Origin of the sequence: Mesorhizobium japonicum MAFF 303099, assembly GCF_000009625.1 — a bacterium.
In the GTDB taxonomy this organism is placed as follows: domain Bacteria; phylum Pseudomonadota; class Alphaproteobacteria; order Rhizobiales; family Rhizobiaceae; genus Mesorhizobium; species Mesorhizobium japonicum.
This window is the reverse complement of record NC_002678.2, coordinates 4,957,059-4,977,152: the sequence shown is the minus strand read 5'-3', so window position 1 is coordinate 4,977,152 and position 20,094 is coordinate 4,957,059. Positions and strand designations below refer to the sequence as shown.

The window sequence follows — 20,094 nt, the reverse complement described above, 5'->3', positions numbered from 1 at the left end:
CAATGGATCGATGATGACTGCCTGCAGGAACTGCGCTGGATGTATGACCGGCGCGACCTTTCCGAAATGCGGCGCGACCTCGCCCAATGGCTGGCCAAGTGGGAGACGCGCTGCCCCAAGCTGTGCCAGTGGGCGGAGGACAACGTCGAGGAGACGCTCACCTTCAACCGGCTGCCACGCCAGCATCACAACAGCCTGAAGAGCGCCAACAGCCTGGAGCGGCTCAATCAGGAGATCAAGCGGCGCACCCATGTGGTGCGCATCTTTCCCAGCGCCGAGAACTGCCTGCGGCTCGTCCGCGCGCTCGCCGTCGAAACACACGAAAACTGCTGGAGGCGATTCGCTATCTCAACAGGGAGCACCTGGCCGAGCAAGGAGATGCCGCGCAAGCTGGAGGAGCCCAAGGCCTCCTGACGGCGGCGGGCGGGCTGGGCGCTTGCGTTACTTGAAGACGCCGCGCCTGACCCGCCAACACCGGCGACCGTGATCGCAAATTTGCAGAAGACTCTCGACAGAACTCCCAAACTGCATCAAAAATCGTCAGAGCTAGATTATGGAAGCCGATTGAGATGGAGGAGCAGGGGTTACAAGCATAGTTCTCCCAGACTTTTCGATATCGAAGGGCTTACCTGCGTACCGTTTAGCCATCGATTCCGATCGTTTTAGCTTCATCTCACGACGGGAATAGGCGCAGAGAGGTCTGATCCTGGTGCCGAAATTACTGCCGGTACCACCGAAGTGAAGGAGTCGAACTGCTTTGTCTAGCGCCAAATTGCTGACGGAACGTCCGGCGCCCATAGTTGCTGCCTGCCTCGATTCTTGGGGCGGTCTGGAAGACGCAATCCACCATCTCACTCCAAAGGGCAGCGGAATCTGGAACAATGGCCTGCTGCCGGTTTTTCGGACACGAGGTTAAGCTAACATAGCTTGTTCCTCGAACTCCACGGGGCTCAGATAGCCCAGCGTCGAGTGCCTTCGCCGAGGGTTATAGAAGCGCTCGATGTAATCGAACACATCCGCCCTCGCATCATCTCTCGTCCTGTAGACCTTGCGGGCTGTCCGCTCGGTCTTGAGCGACGAGAAAAAGCTCTCCATCGCAGCGTTGTCCCAGACGTTGCCCGACCGGCTCATCGAGCAGGTGATGCCGTGGTCGGCCATCAGTCGCTGGAACTGCTCGCTCGTATATTGCGATCCCTGGTCGGAGTGGTGCAGCAGGCTGTCGGGCTTGCCTCTCCTCCAGATCGCCATGATGAGAGCGTCGGTGACGAGCTGCGCGGTCATCTCGGCCTTCATCGCCCAGCCGACGACACGGCGGGAGAACAGATCGACGACGGCGGCAACGTAGATCCATCCTTCCGCAGTCCAGATATAGGTGAAGTCGGCGACCCACTTCTGGTTCGGGGCCGATGCCTCGAAGGCGCGATCGAGGAGGTTGTCCGACACGGCGGCTCGCTCGCCGGTATCCTTCGGCAGTCCGCGCCGGCGTGGACGTGCCCGGAGGCCGTTCTCCCGCATGAGGCGTTCGATGCGATGCAGTCCGCAGGAAAGCCCCTCTGCCAGAACGTCGTGCCAGACCCGACGCGCGCCGTAGGTGCGGTCGCTGCTCTTGAAGCTTCGGTCGATCCTGGAAACGAGGATCTCGTCATGCTGGGAGCGAACGCTAGGGCTGCGGTTGAGCCAGGCATGGAAGCCCGAGCGGGACACATCCAGCGCACTGCACAGCCATGCCACCGGCCAGATGTTCCGGTGCCTCGCGATGAAAGCGAACCTCATGTCACTTCCCTCGCGAAGTAGGCTGCGGCCTTTTTTAGGATGTCGCGCTCCGCCTTCAGCTTCGCGACTTCCTTACGCAGCCGGTCAATCTCCTGCTGCTCCGGCTTCATCTGCCCATGACCGGGAAACGCACGCTGCGGATCGGCCGATAGCTCGCGCACCCATTTGCGCAGCACATTCTCGTGGACATCGAGGTCGCGGGCAGCCTGGGCCACCGCAACGCCCCGATCCTCGATCAATCTCACCGCCTCAAGCTTGAACTCGCGGCTGAACTTCCTTCTCTGCATTCCCACTCTCCAGTTCCGTTAAACACCTTATCTCGGTGTCCACGAAACCGGCAGCAGGCCACAATGTCGCTTTTGTACGCAAGACGTCCTTCACGCCGGATTGGCATATAATCTTTAACTCTCCTTCTGTTTTTGGACTTCCTGTTGATATTGAGGCGAGCCCGAACAGGACCATTTTTGCAATCGGCGAACCGCCGACGAAAGCTCATCGCGCCCTCCATCTTGGGCAGGGGGAAAATACCATCGTTCTGACGTCTGACGCAGAGCTGGTAGCTCGGCAGAATGCAGGGCGTCGATTCGTCTTGTCTCCACCCATCACTCGGTCTTGGTCTGTAAGAAAGACGTATGACCAACTTCTGGTCAGCGAAGTCGTTGACAAGCCGCGTCGGCTCTCATGGATTACCAGCAACATCGCCATGCTTAAAGGACATCGATATCGGCTGGCGTTTTTGGAACGGCTGAGAGGGGAGCTCGAGTTCGACCTGTTCGGCCGAGGCTTTCACCTGATTGGAGATAAATGGGACGCACTTGCACCTTACCGCTACAGTATAGCTTTTGAGAATACTAGAGCTGATTACTATTTTACAGAGAAGCTTATGGACTGCTTCGTTGCTGAAACAATGCCGATCAATTACGGCAGCCCGGCAATCACGAGGTTCTTTCCCCCGGACTCAATGGTTCTGATTGATCCAGAGGACAAGAATGTAATTCAAAAGATCCGAGAAATCATCGAATCGGACCTCTGGAAGGAACGTCGCGATGCAATACGAGAGGCGAAGCGGTTGGTACTTGAGAAATACAATACATTTGCTTATCTCGCGGGCTTCATCGAAAGCGTTCAGGATAAGCCTTTGCCGCCTAAAGTTATGCACATCGGTACGCCTGCAGTCGATTTTGGGGTAGACGAATGAACTCCAAAGTTCATTCGCTTTGCGCGCCCGGCGGTTGGTAGTCTGGCAGGGTCTGTACGGAACACGCGGCGGAGAATACCTTGAGCATCTTTTGATGAACACAGAGTCGGTTTGGGAATCACGCGATAGATCCTGTCTGATTCACTGTCCCGGTGATTTACGAGGATGTGATGATGACGAGGAGCCTAAGGGCGGTCCTTCGTGGGCGCGGGATTGCGGCCATTGAAGTCGGGGGTTTCGACGCGCGAGGCGACGCGTCGCTTCCGGATCGGTATTTCGACGGCCGGGAGTTGGTATCGCCGCTATCGCGAGACCGGCCAGATGGAAGCGCGCAAGCAGGGCCAGCCGTCGCGTTCGAAGCTCGATGCGCCCCTTCATTCTTGGCCTTATCGAGGACGCGCCGGACATCACGCTTGCTGAGATCGGGGAGCGCCTTGCCGCCGAGCGCGGCGTGCGGGCAGCGTCGTCCACGGTCCGGCTGTACCTCGACCGGCGCGGCATCACGTTTCAAAAGAAGACGGCGCACGCCGCCTCACAGCAGCGCCCCCAATGTTCTGCGCCGCCGCAGAACCTGGTTCGATGGCCAGCTCGATCTCGACCCCGAGAGGCTGATTTTCATCAATGAGACCGCAGCATCCACAAAGATGGCGCGGTTGCGTGGCCGCAGCCTGCGCGGCGAACGATTGTCGGGCGGCCGTTCCTCACGGCCATGGGAAGACCACCACATTCACGGCCGGCCTGCGGCTGGGCGGCTTGGCGGCGCTAATGCTGCTCGATGGCCCATGAATGGTTCTGCCTTCCTCGCCTACGCGCAGCAGGTCCGCGCACCCGAGCTTCGCCCCGGCGACATCGTGGTCGTGGACAACCTGCCCGCCCACAAGATCAGCGGCGTGCGCGAGGTGATCGAGAAGGTTGGCGCGGCTCCTGTTCCTGCCGCCGCTTCCCGACTTCAACCCGATCGAGATGGCTTTCTCGAAACTCCAGGCTCTCCTGAGAAAGGCTGCAACCCGAACCATCGACGAACTCTGGTCGGTCGTGGCCAACTGCCTCGCAGCTTTCACAGCCGAGGAATGCAGCCACTATTTCGAGGCAGACGGCTATGACCCGGAATACGTCGAATCTGCTCTAGCTGCGCAAGAGGGCCGAGACGGGCGCACGACATCGTACGCCACCCGGCTGCTGCTGATCAGGCGAACTGGGGAAGGCCGGGAACGGAATTGAGGACCTCGTCCACGAGTTCGTCGCCGGCATGTTCCTTGGCGAAGGCGATCATCTCGTTAGCAAGGCCGGCGATATTTCCCAGGCTGAGACCCTCGTTCATCAATTGCTGGCCGAAACCCACCACGCCGCCTCCGGCGAGGACGCTGCCGCCCTCTGCGTCCTCACCATCATGCTTCGCCACTAATTCCGAAGCTCCGGGAATGGCCTCGATCATGCGCGCAGCGGCACCGTCGGCTGCCTCGCGTTGCAGGAAACCCAGCATCATGCCAACGGCCTTGTCTGCGAGAGCCGGGTCGACGCCGACATTGGTGGCGATGCGTGATACGAATTCTTCCAAGGCAGGGCACCTTTCGTTTTATTGAGGTCAGAATGATTAGCTATGTTTGTCCCGCTCAAATGGTTGAGCGCAGCGCCAGTCTACGGCTCCGCAGTCTTACACAAAAACCTCTCAGGTATTGGTCCACCCTCTTGGCCACTTTCATGGACTTCACGTCTACAAGGCGCAGAAAAGGCACCGCAGCAATGATGGTGGTTACAAGTACAATGACGACAGTGCTACTAGCCGCAATGGCATGCCCCCATTGGATAGTCCAGAGATAGACAAAGCACCCGAGGGAACAAAGGATAGGGAAATGAAGAAGGTAGACCGAGAACGACAATCGACCCAGGAGTGGGAAAAAGTATGACGAGAAGGCTCGCTGAAGCGACGGAAGCGCGAGAACGCTAGCGACAAGGAAGGTTGCACCGACGCAGTGCATTGCGTCCTTCAGGGGATTAAAGTCGATTGGGGAGAGTTTGATGATCGGCTCATACAAGATGTCGTTTGAGAAGCCGCCAAGATAGATGGCAGCAAGAAAGATTGCGATCTTGGCTTTGTGAGACCATTTCGCTGGAGAAACGCGAGTCAGGAGGACGCCGACCCCGAACGACAAGGCGAAGGGCAGGTAAGCTATATGGACCGCAAAAGAGAGAGCCGCGGCAAAAACTGTGACGAGGGCGAAGGTGAACCACCTCGTAGCGAAGGCGAACATGAAGGCTAAGTATGAACCGACGAGCTCAATGGACATCGTCCAGAGTGGTGAATTGAGTTTGTTCTTACCGAGAAATAAGGACTCATATAGGGCCTCCTTGGCGATGTTCGCGGCCGTAATTGAGCTAGGGTAATACCAGGTCAGCCAGATCGAGCCCGTGAGTGGAGCAACTTCAAGATTTCTCATCAGCCCCATGGCAAAAATGGCACCGGCAAAAACGATTGAAGCCGCGATTGGAATGCCGAGGCGGGGTATCCGTCGGATTGCTCTGGATACAAAGCACCGACGCATTTCCAGTGTCAGCAAAAGACTTGGTAAGGACGAAGCCGCTTAGAACGAAGAATACACAAACCGCAAAGCTTCCGTTGATAAGCATGCTGAGTGGGGGGAGAGTTAGAAGCTGAGCAGGCCATCCGATTTCTGGCCACGCTGCTTGCGCCAACGGGTACATGGTTTTGAATATCCCTGGCTCGACAGCGAAGAGGGCGTGAGACAAGAGGACGCCAACTGCAGCCAGCCCCCTCAACCCCTCTAAAGCAATAAAACGTTCAGATCCGGCCTGCCCCGCCGCCATTGCGTTCATGGATACTCTGCCCCTTATGATGCGCCGGTTTCGACTTGGTTCTTCCTACAAAGTCCACGCTCGTGAACGTGAGCTGGAAAGCACGGGACATTGGCTTTCCTGCGCTATGCAGCATCATGACGGATGGGTGAACTTGATTGTTTGGATATAATGCATCCATGGGATGGATATGGGGCCATGCCCACCGGCGACAGCCGGTCCTGGATCTGAAACTCGGCCTGATCGTCCGAGAGACAGTAGAGCGCCTGAAGCACCATGATCTTCAACATCATCACCGTATCGAAGGGCGACCGTCCTCCCTTGGCGCTTAGGAGACGGCGAAGCCGGATGGCCGAGGCCGTCTGAGCCTCGCGAAGAAAAAGCGGGCTCGGTTCACGAGCGCCCGGCACGCGCCTTCAGGCGCGCGGGCGCCATCAAGTGCCGGCAGATTGCCGCTTGCCGCGGCCGCCTGGACGCCACGCCTTGCGCTGCCGTTTTATCAGCTCGCAGGCTCAACGGCCGATGCCCCCGCCAGGCGTGCCTCTGTGCCAACCGCTTGCACCTGAAATCTGCATAGCTGTTCGGCGCTATCGACCGCATGCCGCCACTCGGCACGCCGCCTGGCGAGCGAATTTTCGAGGTCTTGATCCATCCACTGGCGACGTGCTGGCGGAAATTTCCCGACATGGGGTCGAGGAGGCGCGCAGCGGTCGACCAAGCGTATATGGCGCAGGCTGGATGGGCGGCCATGACCGCCCGGGAGTGCTGCGACATGCTGTGGCGCTGGCATCAGCTGATCATAGACCATGCCGTCGGCCTTGCTGCCATTCTTGACGCGGAGATGGGCGAGCCGCTTGCGAAGCCAGTTCGAAGTCCCTCACGCGGCCCGCGTATCTGCATTGGTACGCCGAAGGCCAATCGTGTCTATGGCGAGACGATCTCCCCCGCCCTCGTCGGACCGGCGCATGCTGGTGGTCAAGCAGCCGGTCGGCGTTGCTGCCTCGATGGTCGCGCGCAGGATCCCGCCGGTGCTGGCGGCGGGCTGCGCGGTCATCCTCAAACTGCCGAACAGACGCCGCTTGTTGTTGCAGGCGCAATGATTGCGCTCGCGGCGGAGGCCGGCTTTCCCGAAGGCTTCGTCAACCTGATCTATGCTTGCAAAGGCGATGCCATCGGCCGCAGCTGATTAGCCGATGAACTTGATCCACAGGCGCTTGATCCATGCGAGGATGGCCCTGAGCCCCTTTGGCTGGGCGCCGCGTTTGAGAAGGCGGTCGTAGGCGCGGCCGGCTTCGATCTGCTCGCGAGACATCTTGCCCGCCCAATGGATTCGGCCACGTTTGACAATGTAGTGTGAGCCACAAGGGAAGTCGTGGTTGCCGATCGACGGCCAGATCGAAGCGCCCTCGTCCTCCATGACAAGGTCATATTCGGTTGGAACGAGCGGTGTCGAAACCTCCTCGCCACAGCCACAGGCGCAATTGTGGAGGGCAACGTGGCATTGGCGCGACACGTAAAGAACCCCGTCGTCCAGCTGTTCGGGAATGTCTTCGACAAAGACCGTTGTAAGACAATCCACCCGAGCCATCATGCCCCCCGGTTGGTGATGTTGTTGCCCTCGATCATGTATGTCGCGTTTCTTTCGTTGCGCTCATCACGATAGAAGGTCAGCCAGCGCTTCCAGCGCATGATCGCCATGATCGCGTTCAACGAATTGAGCTCGGCGGTCTGGATCTCGGTTCCGTACACATCGGCCTCTTCATCGTCGTCACCGAACGACAGATGGGTCGCCACCTCCGCCCACGGCGTGCCGGGGGCAATGAAAGTCGCCCGTGCGCAACCGTCGAGCGTGTTGTGTTCGAGTCCAAGACCAATGCCAGTGTCGACGAATGGAATGCCCAGGCGAACCAACCCTTCGGCAATCACGCGCCGCGACGATCCCTTGTCAACACAGACGAAGACGAAGTCATATCCCGCAAATTCGTCAATGTTGTCAGCCTTGACCCTGGTGGGGTGCGGCTTCACGCCCTTGTGCATGCGCGCGTAAAGCGCTGCGTAATAATCGACCTTGCGGGGAAAATTCTTCGCCAGCACCGGTTCGGGAGCACCAGGCGAACGGAAAAGATTGTGGTTGAGAAGTTGGTCGTCGTCGTAGAGGTGGATCTCGGCAACGCGGGTCTTGGCGGCGAGATCGAGCAGATAGGCACCGGTGCCGCCGAGGCCGATGATCGCGACGCGGCCTCTGAGCTTGCGATTGGCGGCAACGATTCCGTAGCGGGCTGACGCAGAATCGGGGATCGCGAAGGGGCTATCGTCCTGCGCGCTGGCTAGCGTGACGCCTGTGCGCGCGTTCGCGGTCTTGTCGTGCGACCGCGCGGCGGCGCCGAGGTGCGATTCGTAGGTGACAACCTTGTCGTAAATGTTGGCATACTGGCCGGTCCCTTCTGGCTTCGACGAGAAATAGTGGTGGACCTTGATGTCGGACCCGACAGTCGCCTCGTTGCTGTTGTGAATGATATTGGTCATCGGCGCACCATCGCGATGGCAAGGCGTCTCTCCGGTGAACCACATGGTGTGGTCGGTCTGTGGAGATGCGGTCAGGCCTTGGGTATCCAGCGACAGAGTGCAGACAAGCGTGCCGCGGCCAAGCGACTTGTCGCGCTTCACGTAGGGGACGCTGTGAACGAGGAGAAGAACGAGCTCGCGCATCTCGAGCTCGAACCCCTCGTCCAGCAGCCGCTTCAGATGCGGATCACGACTTATCAGATCGGCGGACATTGAAGACCATCCCGTTCTTGACTTCGATGTTCTCGCCCTCCACCAGATCACCTTCCGCGCCGTGGACACCTTTCAGGTAGGTGATCGTGTACTTGAACTTCTCAAAGTTGGCGTCGGGGTAGGCGAGCAGTGCAATCTCGCGATAGCTGTGCTTTCTCCTGGGTACCGTGCGCGATCGACCGTTGACCTTGATGACCACCGTTTTCGCCTCGCGGCTGCGGATGCGCTCCACGCCCTGTCCGCCAAGAGTCACCGCGCCGTCAGCGGGAATGACCGTATCGCCGGCGCTGTCCAGGATCAGCTCGAGATCCTCGTCGATGCTCGCGTAGCGATAGATGTCGGCCGCGGAGATTGTCGCCGATCCCCACTCCCAGCCACGCTCGTTGACGGTGAAAGAAAAGGCCCTGTCGCCTTGGAATGAAAGGAACTCAGAGTGGGGCATCTCCCTGAAGTCGATCGCTTCCTCAAGGCCGATCGAACGCGATGTCCTGTCCGCTATCTGGATGAGAATATAGTCGCTGGCCGGATCAAGCCCACCGAGGGCGCGGACCTCGCGACCAGAAATGATGGCGTCATTGGTAGCCACCACGCGGCCGTCCAGCTTGAATGTAAAGTTCGTCACGTCAGGCATCGAAGCCTCCTTGTCTCTCATTCTGCACAAGACATATATGCAATTTTTAGCCAATGTCTAGCTAGTTAATAGCTATTTTATCCTCATTTTTTGATTGACAATTGTGGACTTTATAGCTACATAAAAAACACTGGTTAGGAGGCGCCTATGAAGCGCACGATGACGCTTAACTTGTCGGACGCGGAAATGAGCGTCCTTGAAACCATGTGTGAAGAAAAAGGACTGTCCAAAACCGCGCTCGTTCGCCAGGCGCTGCGGCTGTACAAATCAGTCGACGATCGACTGGCGCGTGGCGAAAAGGTGTTTGTCGAAAGCGCGGATAAGTCAGAAAAAGTAGAGCTGATGGTTCTATGAAAGAGCTGATCGATCGCGTCTTTCTCTTAAATCGCGCAACAGGCCGGTTCGAAGATGCAGATCTGTATCATGGCCTGGACAGCACGAATCTGGCGCATATCGAAGGACGCTGGCGGCCGCTTTTTGAGCTGCGTCGCAGGGAAGCCAAGGCCTCTCTTCAGACTCTAGCGGAGGTCAATGCCGAAGACGCCCATTGGGAATGGGGCAAGAAGGCGCTGGCTGCGCTGAACGACCCGTTCCTGTTCGATTTCTTCGTGCTCGAATGTGGTGGCAGCACACAGGCCATCATGATGACACGCAAAGGTGGCCAAGACTGCTTCAGTCGCCATCCCGAGCATCAGCGAGTGCCGCTGATCTACGTGGAGTTTCTGGCGACGGCGCCATGGAATCGACCAAAGCTGGTTGCTGAGCCGACTTACAAGGGTGCGGGGCGTGCGCTCGTTGGCACGGCCGTCAGCTTGAGCCTGGAAGAAGAGTTTGGTGGCCGGATCGGTCTGCATTCCCTTCCTGGCGCAGAAGTTTTCTACCGGGATGCGATCGGAATGACGGATCTTGGAGCGGATAGCGAAGGAGTGCATAAAGGGCTGAGATACTTCGAGCTTTCCAGCAGCGATGCTGCGACTTTCCTATCCGTGCAACACTAGCAAGAGGAGTCGACCATGAAATTACATTTCACTGCCGATTGGCTACGCAGCCATATCGAACATGATCCAGATGTCGATTGCGACGCGGGACTCCCGCTGCGCGATGCAGCTCCGCTTGAGCGTCTTATGCAGGAGAAGTCTCGTCACCAAGCAACTGCGGGGCAGCCTTCGGCTGCCTCTGAACACAAAACTGTTGTGCTGTTTAAATTGGTGCATCAGCTTCGACGCAAGGACGGATTGAGTATTGCGCAGTTGGCTGCCAAAATTCGTGTTGATGCGGCGGAATTGGAGAAGGTGGAGAAGGATCCCTGCTATGTTCCAGGCCCGCGTACCGTTCATCAGCTAGCCGAGTTCATTGGGGTTTCAGCACGTGCTGTGGAACAGCTGACCGCGGCGTCGTTTGCGCAGAACGACAATCTCACCGAAGCGGCGCATCGTTTTGCCGCGAGTTCGGACGACCTGTCGAAGCTAAGCCAGGCTGAAAGGCGCGACCTCAACGATTTCGTCAAGGTACTGGCGTCAATCGATAAGAAGAATGGATGACCATGTCCGCGATTGAGCCGATAATCGGGGACTTTGAGCGCCGAGATATCCATGAGCACATATCACGTCTGCTGCGTGATCTCGGCAATCCAGAGCCCCCGTTACGGCTCGAGCAGGTACGCGCGCTGCAAAAGCTTGACCTTACCTATTATAGCAAAGCGAACCTGAGCCTACTGGATGAGATCGCCCACCGGGCGCGAATCGCTGGCAACGAGATCACCAGCACGGCCAAGCGCATGGTCGATGTAGTCCAGCAATATGGCCTTCGTGGTATCCTGATGCTGAAGGAAGGCGACAAGCGAATCTTCATCGATGATGATGTAGCCGAGCTGAAGCGACGCTTCCTCATCGCACATGAGATTACACATGATCTTCTGCCTTGGCATCGCTCCCTGCTTCTGGGCGACAATGAGTCCACGCTGAACCCGACATTCCATCAGGCAATGGAGGCGGAAGCCAATTATGGCGGGCGCCACCTCTTGTTTCTCGGGGGAAGATTTCGTCCCGAAGCGCTGGACTGCTCATTTGAATGGAAGAGCATCGAGCAGCTTCGCAAGCGCTACGGGAACACCCTTACGACAACGCTTTGGCAAATGGTTTGCGAACGCGATCCGGACTTTCCTGCCTTCGGCGTTGTCAGCCGGCATCCCTATCACAGAGATATCTGCGAGAAGGCGGGGAATGACAACGTGGCCTATTTCCCGAGATCGAAAGCGCTTGCTGAGCACTTTCCCGGAATCACCACCGAAGTTGCCTATTCCGCGATCTGCGATCACGCAACCAACCGCAAGCGGGGTCCGGTAGGCGAAGGCGAAAGCATCTTTTATGATGCGAACGGCGAACCTCACATATTCTGGTTGCACAGCTTCTCAAATACCTATGATTTGCTCACTTACTGCATCTACAAGAAGAAACACCAACGCATTTCCCCCGTCGGCTACAGGGCAGCCTGATTCAGACGGTTATTTCAAGTGCCCGATGACAGCCAAAGGCGGCCGCTTGCGGCCCGAGGCTGCCGGAAAGCAATGCCCCGCATTCCAGCCGCTCAGTCGATCGTTGCGCTCTTTGAAGCGGACGAACTGTTGAGAGCTGTGGGATTCGGTAGCCGTATTTTGCCTTGTCGGGAGGCCTGAACGCGCTGCAGATAGCGGCCCATCAGCGGCCAAACGGTCGAGTCGATCAGTAAACCCTCGAGGACCTACCTGCCGTGGCTTTGAAAACGGCGGATCTGACAGATGCCCGTAAGGATCGCTGCCTTCGTTGGAAACCGGGTTTTCCCCGCTTCGCCTCGCAGCCGGAGCAGACCAGCTGCGAGATGCGGTCCGACGGATCGAAACTGCTGTCAGGGCGACCACACAAATCCGACAGCAGCCGACAGGCTGCCCGCGCCAGGGGGCGAAGCCGGATGGCCGAGACCGCCTGAGCCTGCCGAAGAAAAAGCGGGCTCGGTTCACGAGCACCCGGCACGCGCCGTCAGGCGCGCGGGCGCGTCAGATTTCTGCGCCGTGCGGACATCGGTTTGGCGTTCCGGTCGCACTCGTTCAATCAGAACGAGGTCTTGATGCCGACCATCACTGTCGCCGCGGCAAAATCGCCGCCGATCCAGTCGTCTTCGCCGCCAGTCTCTGCGCCGGTCGCAATGTCATAGGTGTTGTAGTCGCCGCGAGCGGTGAACACCTTTACGTAGGAACCGGAGACGAAGAAGCTGGTCCGCTCGTTGTACTGGTAGCCGACGCTGCCGCCGACCATCAGAACCGGCGCCGATTCGAAATCATCCTCGAAGCGCAGGTCACGCATCCAGTGATGATCGGTAGCGCCGGCCGAGAAGGTCGTGCCGCCCTTCAGCGCAAAGCCGAAGTTCCAGCGATCCTGGACATAGGTCGCATCGATGCCGGCGAAGGCGACCGGCAATTTCTGCTGGTAGCTGATGGCCTTTGCGTCTCCTGGGAAGTCGCCAACCGAATCCCGGAAGCCGGCAACGCTGTAGACATAGGAGCCGCCATAGGCAGTCCACTTGACCGAGGTGTACTTGAAACCACCGTTGACGTTGATCAGCAGCTGGTCGCTGAACTGGAAATCGTGGCCGAGCGCGACGGTTGCCGAATAGAAGTAATCAAGATCGGTGTCGCAGTGGCGCGAACGGTTGCTCCAGTCGTTCCAGCCATCATTGGTCGAGAATGACGGGTTCCAGTCATAGTCTTCCATGTAGCTGTTGCCGCTGAAGGCGATCTGGCCGGAAAGCTTGGCGGTCCAGCCGGCCTCGCTGCGCGCCGTCATCTCGGCTGAAATGACCGCAGAGGTGGATTCCCAGATAAGGTGGCTCAGCTTCGAGCCGCTGCCGGGAGCCTGATAGACCAGCTCGTTGGCCTGGATGTCGATGACGCCGACGCCGCCAACGAAAGAGAAATTGGGATTGTAGGGCGCCGGTTCGCTCGCCACCGCGTCGCTGGCCATCGCCGGCCAGGCAGCGAGCAACGCTGCCGCTCCACCAAAGACTTTCGCGTACAATTTCATAGGACTACCCTCATGGGAATGATCCGCCATTTGGTTATACGCAGCGTAACCGGGTGCACGTCAGGTGCGGTCGTCTATGCAGCGCCCCTGTAGGTTGGCAAAATCGCCGCCCTCGGCTCTGTTCCTCAACACTCAAGGAAACGCCGTTAGCGTGACCCGATTAACGGGCGGTTTTTGCCGATGCGTTCCGGGCGGCCGGCGTGACGGGAACCCTGCATTATCCGAGGCACACATTTACGATGACGATGCTGGTTCGATTGCAGCGGCAGGCAGCGACCACGCCGGACCTCAATCCGCTGAGATCGTGCAGGTTGCTTTGAGCAGCCCATAGCAAACTCTCTAGTCTAGATAATCCGAAAGAGCCGAGGGCCGAGTTCCTCGAACCCGTTGCGCAGGTAGAAATCGAGCGTGCGCTTCCATTTTGGTTGCCTGGGCGCTGCAAGCTCAAGTCGCTTCCAACCACGCGCATGGCCTTCCCGCGAGGCGACCTCAAGCAGTTGAGGGGCAATCCCTTTGGAGCGCTTTTCGGGTCGAACATACAGCTCCGAAATATAGCCGAACTTACCTCCTGCATAAATCGCCGTGCATTCATTCAGCACCATGATGCCGACCGGCTCGTCATCTGCACTTGCGATCACTGCGACCACGCCAGCGTCGGCAAGCATTATCTGCGCGCTTTGTCTCACGTCGTCGGGCGCGGGCGCTTTCCCGCCAGTGAGTTCATCGAGTAGCGCGTGAATAAAACGGACGACCATCCCTGCGTCCGTTGCGTTGGCGCGGCGCGTAGATATGGAAGGCATATTTTCTCCTGCTAGTGGTCAAAATCCCGATTCATGCTGCTATCCGCGCAGATCCGACTCACTCTTTTAGGTAACTCTGACCAATGGACAGCATTTTTCATCAAAAATATGATAAAAAAATGCAAAATAAATATTACAGGCATGCCGGATTACGGATGACTTGAAGTGAATTGCGCAGATAGGGGACCTTCTTACAGAAAATCAACCCGGTTACTTCGTAACCGTACGGTGAAGCCGCCTTGCCGAGGTAGGATGAAGCTGCAAGTCTAAAAGGCCTGAGACAAAAGATACAGCCTGAGATGCCCGTGCGGCCAGAACGCTCGGATCATCAATGCAGTCGAGCAAAGAGGACATCCGTGACGGGCGGCGAGAGCGCTCGACGGTCGCCACACTCATTCGGCGCCAGCCGGAACACGAGCCGAGCCGACCGGTGCGCAGAGGCTGGTTGCCGCGCCGATCAAGTCGGACACGTCGGCCTCGGTCGTCGCGAAAGAGGTGACGAACCTCACGATCCCGGGCTCCCAGCGATCATGGTAGAAGCGGAATCCCATGTCGAGCAGCCCCCGGATCAGGGACGTGGGAAGTCGGCAGAACAGGATGTTGGCCTCGGGACGCTGCTGGATCTTCACGCCTGGCACCAGGGCCAACCCCCGCGCGAGCGCCGATGCCATCGCATTGGCATGGACCGCGTTGCGAAGCCAGACACCGTCCCTCAGATAACCGTCCATTTGCGCCGCCATGAAGCGCATCTTGGAACTCAACTGGCCGGCCCGCTTTTGGCGAAAGGCGATCGTGCTCGCGAGATCTCCGCGGAACGAGACGACCGCATCGACCCCAAACGTTCCATTCTTCGTGGCGCCAAATGACACAAGGTCGACGCCGGCCTTCCACGTCATCTCGGCCGGCGAGCAGCGCAGAGTGACGAGGGCGTTGGCGAAGCGAGCACCGTCCATGTGGAGCGGCAGGTTCGCTGACCGGCAGATATGGCTGATGGCCTTGATCTCGTCGAGCGCGTAGACCGATCCCATCTCGGTCGCCTGCGTGATGCTGACGCTGGAGGGCTGGACCGAGTGGATATCGCCCACCATGCGCATGGCATTGGCCGCCAAGGCGTCGATGTCGATTTTGCCAGCCTCGCCTGGAAGCTGCACCAACTTCGCACCGGCGGTGTAGAACTCCGGCGCGCCGCACTCGTCGCGGTTGATGTGTGCGTCGGCGTGCGAGAGGATGCTGCCCCATGGCGGCGTAATCGCCGCGAGCGCCAGCGCGTTCGCCGCCGACCCCGTCGAAACGAGGAACACGTCGACCGCATGCTCGAACACCTCGGCGAGCTGGTGCTCGACGGTATGCGTCAGCTCATCGTTGCCGTAGGGAAGCGCCTGACCTGACGCGCACGCGGTGATGGCTGCGATCACCTCGGGGGAGACGCCGGCGATGTTGTCGCTGGTAAAGCCGCGGGGGCGGGTCTGCTTGCTTTCGTTCATGGTCTGACGCTCTTTTCATCCATTGAGCGTCCAAGCTAGACGGTTCGCCGCGCGCTTTATTGAACGATATTCAAACCGAGAGGTAACGCGCCGGCGTCACCCCCAACACCGCCTTGAAGTGCCGGGTCAGGTGGCTCTGGTCCGCGAACCCGACCGCGACGGCGACATCGGCGACGTGCTGGCCTCGCCTCAGCAGCCGTCGCGCCTCGTCGATGCGGACCTGGATCAGGTAACGGGTGGGGGGCAACCCGAAATGCGCCTTGAAGCCATCGATCAACGTCGCCTTGGAGCATCCGGCGAGGGCGGCCAGGGCGGCGAGCTGCAGAACTTCGTCAAAGTGGGCATGGATGAAGTCACATACGTCGCGGAACCTCGATGGCACGAATTTTGGCCCTGCAACGCGCGACCCGCCGGCCTGTGCGAAGACGTGGGGCAGGAAACGGATCAGATACTCCTCGATCTCCAGTGCCGAGCTACGCCCATGTTCAAGCAGGCGCCATAGCGTGCCGAGGCCGTGCGCAACGACCGCATTCTCCTGGAACGGGCTCCTGAAGTCGATCGTTCCGGGTTCGTTTTGGCCGCTGTCTCCAAGGACTTGCCGGATAAGGCCTTCGGGCATGTAGAAGATTTTCTGGCTCCAGCCAAGATCGTCACCAGCACCCCCGAAATGCGGTTCGCCGGGCGCGAAGGTCGCGACCGTGCCGCTACCGGCGTGCCAAACCTCACCTCGGCACCAGACATCATGGATGCCTCGCTCGATCAGCCCGATCAGATACTCGTTGTGGATATGCTTGGAGAAATCCTGCCGGTGATAATCCGCCGCCAGGTAATCGAGCCCGCCAAGGACATCGGAGTGCTTCATCACCGCACGATTGCGCGGCGGTCGGCCCGGAGGTTCAGAACGGCCGCGCGCCTTTTCGCCGCATTCTATGGCGGTATCGGCCACTTGATGATCAATCCAGGTCGGTCGTCACAACGATATCGTGCACACGTCGCGAATTTCAAACCGAAGCAGGATTAATTGCCGCCCGAAGAGGGGCCTGCTGCAGGGCGGGCAGCGGATTGGCGGGATTAATCGTGTTTCAAGCTTGGGATGTGGACCCGAGCGACGCGTGGCCGTGTGGCCGATATCAAGAAGAAGACCAAGCGCTATCCCCTCCGATCTGACGCATGAGGAATGGTCGCGGATAAACCGTTCCTGCCGGGCGCGCCCAAGACCGGGCGGCGCGTGGTGACGGACCTGCGCGAGGTCTTGAACGCGATCCGCTACATGGCCCGATCAGATGGCGGCTGGCGCATGCTGCCAAAGGATTTCCCGCCCATATCGGTCGCGGTCGAGACGCCTTACGGACATGCCCACGAACTGCGCCAACTGGCTGGAACGTTCCCCGGCCTGACGGCGAAGCAGCAGGCGCCGATCAAAGCGCTGAACGCAGAATACGCCAAAACTCGAAGCCGAGTACGAGCATGCCAACGAACTGCCGGCCGATGTTGACGAACGGCTACCAGGGGCGGCTACGGCTGCACTCATTGTCGGATCTTCGACGAAGTCGGACATGAGACACAGCGCTATCGGAGTGACCGCATTGTTCTGCAACGATTTTCTCATTTGGCACGACACATGCGGGGGCTATCCCGCATGAGCGCTCCGTCAATCTCGATTGATGCGAGCAGGATTCAATCAAGGCGCAGTGCGTCGCTTCTGAAGATCAAGGAGAGAAAAGTATGGCGAGAGCGCGAATTGGCGTGGCGCGGGCAATGACAGCGGCTGTCGTCCTCATCGTTGCGGGACAGGCCGGCGCGGCAGATGTTGGGCAAGCCGCGAGCGTCCCGCAGGCAGAAGCCTGCGTCGCGGAAGCGCCAAGCCCCTGGCAGATCCGTCTGCGTGCGTTGGGGGTGATCACCGAGGATTCGGGCTATGTCAATGCGGTGCCCGGCTCCGGTCTTTCCTATTCGAACACCGTGACGCCGGAACTCGATATTTCGTACTTCTTCACGGACAACATCGCCGCCGAACTCATACTCGGCACCACCTATGCCAACATCGATGGCCAAGGTGCGATCGGCGGGCTTGGCAAGGTCGGCAAGGTTTGGCTGCTGCCGCCCACGCTCACATTGCAGTATCATTTTACCGATTTCGGCGCCTTCGAGCCCTATATCGGCGCCGGCGTGAACTATACGATCTTCTATCATCAGCAAGTCGGCAGCGCCGATGATCTCAAGGTCAAGAACACATTCGGCGCCGCGCTGCAGGTCGGATTCGACTACATGGTGGACCAGCACTGGGGCGTCAACTTCGACGTGAAGAAGCTTTTCCTCAAGCCCGACTTCGACGTCACTGTCGCCGGCGCCAAGCTCACGGGCAAGGCCAAGCTCGATCCCTGGGTGATAGGCGCAGGTCTGACCTACCGCTTCTGAGGACGAAGCACGGGGCACTTTTCGAAGTCCGCGCGCGGAATCTTCCGTGCCGAGAAGTGGACCCGCGATGGTTCTTAAAGGAGTTGTTGGCATGCGCGTAGAAAACGATCATTGCGACGTGATCGGTGTGCCGGCCGCTCCCACGCAACTTGATCGTCTTTCTTCTGCGATTCTGCGGCAGGGGGGGATGGCGCGAGTGTCGCTGCCAGGCGATGTGGTGACCTGGGCGGCAGCCCGTCACCAGACGCTCAGGCAGATGCTTTCCGACCAGCGTTTCAACAAGGACTGGCGACAGTGGCGGGCGCTGCAGGACGGCGAGATTCCCGAGGATCATCCGCTGATCGGGATATGCAAAGTGGACAACATGACCACGGCGCACGGCGCCGATCACCGGCGCTTGCGCGGCCTGCTGTCCAGCAGCTTCGCGCCCAGTCGTATCGCCTTGCTGGCGCCACGGGTCGAACAATGCGTCGATCGACTCCTGGCCGAGATGGCGCAGCGCGGCGGCAGTGCCGATCTGATGAGCGAGTTCGCCGCTCCGCTGCCCACCAACGTGATCGCCGAACTGTTCGGTTTGCCGGACGAACAGCGCGAAGAGATCGTCGCGCTCACCTACAGCCTGGCCAGCACCTCCGCCACAGCCGAAGAGGTGCGACAGACGCGGCAGCGCATCCCGGAGTTCTTCCGTCGCCTGATCGCGCTCAAGCGGGGCCAGCTCGGCGATGATCTGGCTTCGGCCCTGATCGTCGCGCGTGACAAAGGCGAGCTCGTTTCCGACACCGAGCTCATCGACATGCTGTTCATGGTGCTCTCTGCGGGCTTCGTGACCACCGCCGGCGTCATCGGCAATGGCGTGCTGGCATTGCTGACGCATCCGCAGCAACTGCACTTGGTGCGCAGCGGCCAAGTTCCGTGGTCACAGGCGATCGAGGAGATCCTGCGCTGGGGCACCTCAGCGGCCAATCTGCCGTTCCGCTATGCCACCCAGGACGTGGAGATCGACGGATGCCTGGTCCGCCGCGGCGATGCCGTCCTGATGGCGTTCCATGCGGCGAACCGGGACGAAAAGGCCTTCGGTCCCGGCGCCAACAGGTTCGATGTCACCCGGCGGCACAACCCGCATTTGTCATTCGGCGAGGGGCCGCATTCCTGCCTGGGCGCTGCGCTGGCGCGCCTGGAATTGCGCTGCGCCTTCCCCCCGCTGTTCGGGCGGCTGGAGGATCTGGCGCTGACCATCGCTGCGGAGGACGTCGTCTACATGCCGTCTTACGTCATTCGCTGCCCGCAGCGCCTGCCGGTCAGCTTCCGCCCTTCCGTCGCTTAGAGAGTGCGGCATTCACCCCGGATTCGGTGATTCTCGGTTCGCCGGGGTGGCTGGTCTCGCACGAGGGGGGCGAGCATGCCCGGTTACGCTCGATCGTGGCGCCGGCCTTCAGCAATCGCAGGGTGAAGCTGCTCGCGCAGCAGGTCGAGGCGATCGCCGCGCAGTTGTTCGAGACGCTGGCGGCCCAGCCCCAGTCCGCCGACCTGAGGCGCCACCTCTCCTTTCCGCTTCCGGACATGGTTATCAGCGTGCTGATGGGCGAGTGCGCAAGGACGCTGAGCGAAGCCGAGCGGGAACAAGTACCGGGATTCCCGGCTGACCGTGACGACCTGGCCCGACTTTACGCCCTTTGAGCCCGGCGACCTCGATCTGATCCGGCGTCGCCGATGGGGACAAGGATCTCTCCGAGCCTGCACTGATAAGAGGCGGCATCGTAAGCGGCTTTGGGCGAAAGAGACCGATCAGCGCAAGGGCATTATTCGCATCATCACATAAACATCTCGTTATATGTATTGACAAGAAGCGAAGCTGCTGTGATTGTGCGCATGTCGTGGTTCTCCGCGCGGCACTGCCGTAGCGGAGCTAAGAGGGAAGCCGGTGCGATGCCGGCGCTGCCCCCGCAACTGTTAGCGGCGAGCCAAGCCCATTGGTGTCACTGAGGCGAACGGCCTCGGGAAGACGGGCAGAGGCTTTGACCCGCGAGCCAGGAGACCTGCCACGACGAACAACGTCCACGGGCGGGGTGTCTCGGTGGCCGCGGTAGCCTGGCTTCGTGCCGCCTGCTCGCGCGTTCCTTGTCCCCACGCCCCAACCATCGGG

19 protein-coding genes, 5 pseudogenes and 1 riboswitch are annotated in these 20,094 nt (G+C 59.5%); of the genes and pseudogenes, 12 read left to right on the top strand and 12 right to left on the bottom strand.

Going from position 1 to position 20,094, the window contains the following annotated elements; translation table 11 throughout:
• Positions 1-12 precede the first annotated feature (12 nt).
• Positions 13-449: pseudogene (locus MAFF_RS25170) on the top strand (transposase); the annotation flags it as partial.
• A gap of 463 nt (positions 450-912) precedes the next feature.
• On the opposite strand, the gene MAFF_RS25165 reads toward MAFF_RS25170, so the two are convergent.
• Positions 913-2,060, bottom strand: a protein-coding gene (locus MAFF_RS25165; protein ID WP_157866075.1) for an IS3-like element ISMlo4 family transposase whose coding sequence is annotated in 2 segments (ribosomal slippage) — positions 913-1,811 and positions 1,811-2,060 — 1,149 coding nt in all. Because the reading frame shifts where the segments join, the coding sequence is not laid out codon by codon here.
• 35 nt (positions 2,061-2,095) lie between these two features.
• Here MAFF_RS25165 and MAFF_RS39310 point away from each other — a divergent pair.
• Together MAFF_RS39310 and MAFF_RS38175 are read left to right on the top strand one after the other, a co-directional pair.
• The gene (locus tag MAFF_RS39310) at positions 2,096-2,971 is read left to right on the top strand and encodes a glycosyltransferase family 10 domain-containing protein (protein WP_157866074.1); all 876 of its coding nucleotides are present in this window, start codon (positions 2,096-2,098) and stop codon (positions 2,969-2,971) included.
• Between the two features lie 201 nt (positions 2,972-3,172).
• A pseudogene (locus tag MAFF_RS38175) lies at positions 3,173-4,081 on the top strand (IS630 family transposase); the annotation flags it as partial.
• A 76-nt stretch (positions 4,082-4,157) separates the two neighbouring features.
• Here the strand turns inward: MAFF_RS38175 and MAFF_RS25140 are convergent.
• The 4 genes and pseudogenes from MAFF_RS25140 to MAFF_RS38165 all read right to left on the bottom strand — a co-directional run.
• Positions 4,158-4,529 (bottom strand): hypothetical protein, encoded by a 372-nt coding sequence (locus MAFF_RS25140; RefSeq protein ID WP_044549118.1) that lies wholly within the window; start codon positions 4,527-4,529, stop codon positions 4,158-4,160.
• Between the two features lie 55 nt (positions 4,530-4,584).
• On the bottom strand, positions 4,585-5,529 hold the full coding sequence (locus tag MAFF_RS25135; RefSeq protein WP_157866073.1) for an acyltransferase family protein: 945 nt from the start codon (positions 5,527-5,529) through the stop codon (positions 4,585-4,587).
• Between the two features lie 55 nt (positions 5,530-5,584).
• Positions 5,585-5,797, bottom strand: a pseudogene (locus MAFF_RS41490) (hypothetical protein); the annotation flags it as partial.
• A 197-nt stretch (positions 5,798-5,994) separates the two neighbouring features.
• Positions 5,995-6,129 (bottom strand): annotated as a pseudogene (locus MAFF_RS38165) (transposase); the annotation flags it as partial.
• 254 nt (positions 6,130-6,383) lie between these two features.
• Between MAFF_RS38165 and MAFF_RS25130 the strand changes: the two are divergent.
• Positions 6,384-6,971 (top strand): aldehyde dehydrogenase family protein, encoded by a 588-nt coding sequence (locus MAFF_RS25130; RefSeq protein ID WP_010913801.1) that lies wholly within the window; start codon positions 6,384-6,386, stop codon positions 6,969-6,971.
• On the opposite strand, the gene MAFF_RS40835 is transcribed toward MAFF_RS25130, so the two are convergent.
• Genes MAFF_RS40835 through MAFF_RS25115 form a run of 3 tightly spaced genes read right to left on the bottom strand, consistent with a single transcriptional unit; the run spans position 6,972 to position 9,194 of the window.
• Positions 6,972-7,373 carry a DUF6527 family protein gene (locus tag MAFF_RS40835; protein WP_244420833.1) on the bottom strand — a complete coding sequence of 134 codons (402 nt, stop codon included), beginning with the start codon at positions 7,371-7,373 and terminating at the stop codon, positions 6,972-6,974.
• Positions 7,373-8,563: a ThiF family adenylyltransferase gene (locus MAFF_RS25120; protein WP_010913799.1), complete on the bottom strand. Its 1,191-nt coding sequence runs from the start codon at positions 8,561-8,563 to the stop codon at positions 7,373-7,375. Before MAFF_RS25120 ends, MAFF_RS40835 begins: the two co-directional genes overlap by 1 nt.
• Positions 8,538-9,194, bottom strand: a complete 657-nt coding sequence (locus tag MAFF_RS25115) for a multiubiquitin domain-containing protein (RefSeq protein ID WP_244420604.1) — start codon at positions 9,192-9,194, stop codon at positions 8,538-8,540. The genes MAFF_RS25120 and MAFF_RS25115 overlap by 26 nt, the downstream gene beginning before the upstream one ends.
• Before the next feature lie 147 nt (positions 9,195-9,341).
• Between MAFF_RS25115 and MAFF_RS25110 the strand changes: the two genes are divergently transcribed.
• Genes MAFF_RS25110 through MAFF_RS25095 form a run of 4 tightly spaced genes read left to right on the top strand, consistent with a single transcriptional unit; the run spans position 9,342 to position 11,688 of the window.
• Entirely contained in the window at positions 9,342-9,548 is a 207-nt protein-coding gene (locus tag MAFF_RS25110) for a ribbon-helix-helix protein, CopG family (protein ID WP_010913797.1), read from the top strand.
• Positions 9,545-10,192, top strand: a complete 648-nt coding sequence (locus MAFF_RS25105) for a hypothetical protein (RefSeq protein ID WP_010913796.1) — start codon at positions 9,545-9,547, stop codon at positions 10,190-10,192. Before MAFF_RS25110 ends, MAFF_RS25105 begins: the two co-directional genes overlap by 4 nt.
• Positions 10,193-10,207: 15 nt before the next feature.
• Positions 10,208-10,735 carry a helix-turn-helix domain-containing protein gene (locus MAFF_RS37030; RefSeq protein WP_010913795.1) on the top strand — a complete coding sequence of 176 codons (528 nt, stop codon included), beginning with the start codon at positions 10,208-10,210 and terminating at the stop codon, positions 10,733-10,735.
• A complete protein-coding gene (locus MAFF_RS25095; RefSeq protein WP_010913794.1) occupies positions 10,732-11,688 on the top strand; it encodes an ImmA/IrrE family metallo-endopeptidase in 957 nt (318 codons plus the stop codon). The genes MAFF_RS37030 and MAFF_RS25095 overlap by 4 nt, the downstream gene beginning before the upstream one ends.
• Before the next feature lie 592 nt (positions 11,689-12,280).
• On the opposite strand, the gene MAFF_RS25090 is transcribed toward MAFF_RS25095, so the two are convergent.
• The 4 genes from MAFF_RS25090 to MAFF_RS25075 all read right to left on the bottom strand — a co-directional run bounded on the left by MAFF_RS25090 (position 12,281) and on the right by MAFF_RS25075 (position 16,479).
• Positions 12,281-13,249, bottom strand: coding sequence for an omptin family outer membrane protease (locus MAFF_RS25090; RefSeq protein ID WP_010913793.1), 969 nt, complete (start codon positions 13,247-13,249; stop codon positions 12,281-12,283).
• A gap of 344 nt (positions 13,250-13,593) precedes the next feature.
• Positions 13,594-14,049, bottom strand: coding sequence for a GNAT family N-acetyltransferase (locus MAFF_RS25085; RefSeq protein ID WP_010913792.1), 456 nt, complete (start codon positions 14,047-14,049; stop codon positions 13,594-13,596).
• 392 nt (positions 14,050-14,441) lie between these two features.
• Complete coding sequence (locus tag MAFF_RS25080; RefSeq protein ID WP_010913791.1) at positions 14,442-15,533, bottom strand: threonine aldolase family protein; 1,092 nt, start codon at positions 15,531-15,533, stop codon at positions 14,442-14,444.
• A gap of 70 nt (positions 15,534-15,603) precedes the next feature.
• Positions 15,604-16,479, bottom strand: a complete 876-nt coding sequence (locus MAFF_RS25075; RefSeq protein ID WP_010913790.1) for an AraC family transcriptional regulator — start codon at positions 16,477-16,479, stop codon at positions 15,604-15,606.
• Between the two features lie 231 nt (positions 16,480-16,710).
• Between MAFF_RS25075 and MAFF_RS25070 the strand changes: the two genes are divergently transcribed.
• The 4 genes and pseudogenes from MAFF_RS25070 to MAFF_RS25055 all read left to right on the top strand — a co-directional run.
• A complete protein-coding gene (locus MAFF_RS25070; RefSeq protein WP_010913789.1) occupies positions 16,711-17,028 on the top strand; it encodes a transposase in 318 nt (105 codons plus the stop codon).
• Between the two features lie 230 nt (positions 17,029-17,258).
• Positions 17,259-17,951 carry an OmpW/AlkL family protein gene (locus MAFF_RS25065; RefSeq protein WP_010913788.1) on the top strand — a complete coding sequence of 231 codons (693 nt, stop codon included), beginning with the start codon at positions 17,259-17,261 and terminating at the stop codon, positions 17,949-17,951.
• A gap of 91 nt (positions 17,952-18,042) precedes the next feature.
• Complete coding sequence (locus MAFF_RS25060) at positions 18,043-19,275, top strand: cytochrome P450 family protein (protein ID WP_044549111.1); 1,233 nt, start codon at positions 18,043-18,045, stop codon at positions 19,273-19,275.
• A 5-nt stretch (positions 19,276-19,280) separates the two neighbouring features.
• A pseudogene (locus MAFF_RS25055) lies at positions 19,281-19,535 on the top strand (cytochrome P450); the annotation flags it as partial.
• Between the two features lie 274 nt (positions 19,536-19,809).
• A riboswitch (cobalamin riboswitch) is annotated at positions 19,810-20,009 on the top strand.
• Positions 20,010-20,094 lie beyond the last annotated feature (85 nt).

Excerpts from the sequence above, each read along its gene's own strand:
- MAFF_RS25060 (WP_044549111.1), top strand. The coding sequence starts at position 18,043 with ATGCGCGTAGAAAACGATCATTGCGACGTGATCGGTGTGCCGGCCGCT.
- MAFF_RS25085 (WP_010913792.1), bottom strand. The coding sequence starts at position 14,049 with ATGCCTTCCATATCTACGCGCCGCGCCAACGCAACGGACGCAGGGATG.
- MAFF_RS25115 (WP_244420604.1), bottom strand. The coding sequence starts at position 9,194 with ATGCCTGACGTGACGAACTTTACATTCAAGCTGGACGGCCGCGTGGTG.
- MAFF_RS25120 (WP_010913799.1), bottom strand. The coding sequence starts at position 8,563 with ATGTCCGCCGATCTGATAAGTCGTGATCCGCATCTGAAGCGGCTGCTG.
- MAFF_RS25080 (WP_010913791.1), bottom strand. The coding sequence starts at position 15,533 with ATGAACGAAAGCAAGCAGACCCGCCCCCGCGGCTTTACCAGCGACAAC.
- MAFF_RS25095 (WP_010913794.1), top strand. The coding sequence starts at position 10,732 with ATGACCATGTCCGCGATTGAGCCGATAATCGGGGACTTTGAGCGCCGA.
- MAFF_RS40835 (WP_244420833.1), bottom strand. The coding sequence starts at position 7,373 with ATGGCTCGGGTGGATTGTCTTACAACGGTCTTTGTCGAAGACATTCCC.
- MAFF_RS25065 (WP_010913788.1), top strand. The coding sequence starts at position 17,259 with ATGGCGAGAGCGCGAATTGGCGTGGCGCGGGCAATGACAGCGGCTGTC.
- MAFF_RS25130 (WP_010913801.1), top strand. The coding sequence starts at position 6,384 with ATGCCGCCACTCGGCACGCCGCCTGGCGAGCGAATTTTCGAGGTCTTG.
- MAFF_RS25090 (WP_010913793.1), bottom strand. The coding sequence starts at position 13,249 with ATGAAATTGTACGCGAAAGTCTTTGGTGGAGCGGCAGCGTTGCTCGCT.
- MAFF_RS37030 (WP_010913795.1), top strand. The coding sequence starts at position 10,208 with ATGAAATTACATTTCACTGCCGATTGGCTACGCAGCCATATCGAACAT.
- MAFF_RS25070 (WP_010913789.1), top strand. The coding sequence starts at position 16,711 with ATGGTCGCGGATAAACCGTTCCTGCCGGGCGCGCCCAAGACCGGGCGG.
- MAFF_RS25110 (WP_010913797.1), top strand. The coding sequence starts at position 9,342 with ATGAAGCGCACGATGACGCTTAACTTGTCGGACGCGGAAATGAGCGTC.
- MAFF_RS25105 (WP_010913796.1), top strand. The coding sequence starts at position 9,545 with ATGAAAGAGCTGATCGATCGCGTCTTTCTCTTAAATCGCGCAACAGGC.